A 1,102-nucleotide genomic window follows, 5' to 3' on the forward strand; every position below is an offset into this window, starting at 1 on the left:
CAACAATACCTGTTGTACCTAATGCATATCTCCAGCCATCTTCTCCACCGTACATCATTGCCAGCGTAGGCAATAGCATAGCCGATGCAGCTGAGCCAAAGTTACCCCAACCACCGTAGATACCTTCTGCGATACCGACAGACTTATGAGGAAACCATTCGCCAACCATGCGGATACCGATTACAAACCCGGCACCAACAAAGCCCATTAAAAAGCGCATCATTGCGAGCTGCTCATAAGATTGAGCCAGTGCGAATGCTATACACACGACGCCTGTCAGTACAAGTAAAGTACTATAAACCTTTCTGGGCCCTAGTTTATCCACCAAAATACCGNTGACGATACGTGCTGGAATTGTTAGCGCAACGTTCAGAATCATCAGGGCTTTGACCTGCTGACTCGACATATCAAACGCTTCTTTCATAAACACCAAAAGCGGAGCATGGTTAAACCAAACCATGAAGGTTAAGAAAAAAGCAAACCACGTAAAGTGGAGTGTTTTAATCTTGGGGTCGCCAAAAGCGAACAGGTTTATTTTATGATCAGTGGACATAAAGCCTCCTATACAAAAAAGGGGTATGACGCTATTCTGCTTCGTGTGTAGGGTTTCCTACTTGATATGAGTCAAGTAAGGCAGGGCCTGAGAATGCCCCGGCACAGCGCATATACCTACTTTATTTTTTACTCCCTTGCCACAAAGCCAGCAGGCATCACAAAGCCTACTCACTTATAGGTAGGCGACTCATACCCCCTAACTCAAAAGGGTTAGAACAAACATGCACAAGGTTTTTTTGATTTAATAGGTATCAATCACTTTAATAGATAAACGAGCTCCTCTGTACCAACAATACCTTTGAGGATAAACCGAGTTAAACAGCCTTCGATCAGAGCGTCATAATGAATTTTGAGATCCCTGGCGCAGCCAGAGCCTTAACCATTGCCACCATAGCATTTGCTGCTAATTTTTCGGTATGGACACTCTATGCCGTTTTGGGGCTTGAACTTCAAAACAGCTTAAGCCTAAGCGCAACACAGTTAGGATTATTCTTTTCGGCCCCGGTTCTAACCGGTGCACTAGGGCGTATTCCTGCTGGCTGGCTTA

General features: G+C 45.0%; 1 protein-coding gene and 1 pseudogene. One reads left to right on the top strand and one right to left on the bottom strand.

What is annotated here, in order from left to right; genetic code table 11:
• The coding region (locus tag A3729_RS04385; protein WP_156497657.1) for an MFS transporter at positions 1-553 on the bottom strand (553 nt) is incomplete at its 3' end.
• 344 nt (positions 554-897) lie between these two features.
• Between A3729_RS04385 and A3729_RS04390 the strand changes: the two are divergent.
• A pseudogene (locus tag A3729_RS04390) lies at positions 898-1,102 on the top strand (hypothetical protein); the annotation flags it as partial.

The sequence above is a fragment of the Oleiphilus sp. HI0043 genome, from assembly GCF_001634935.1.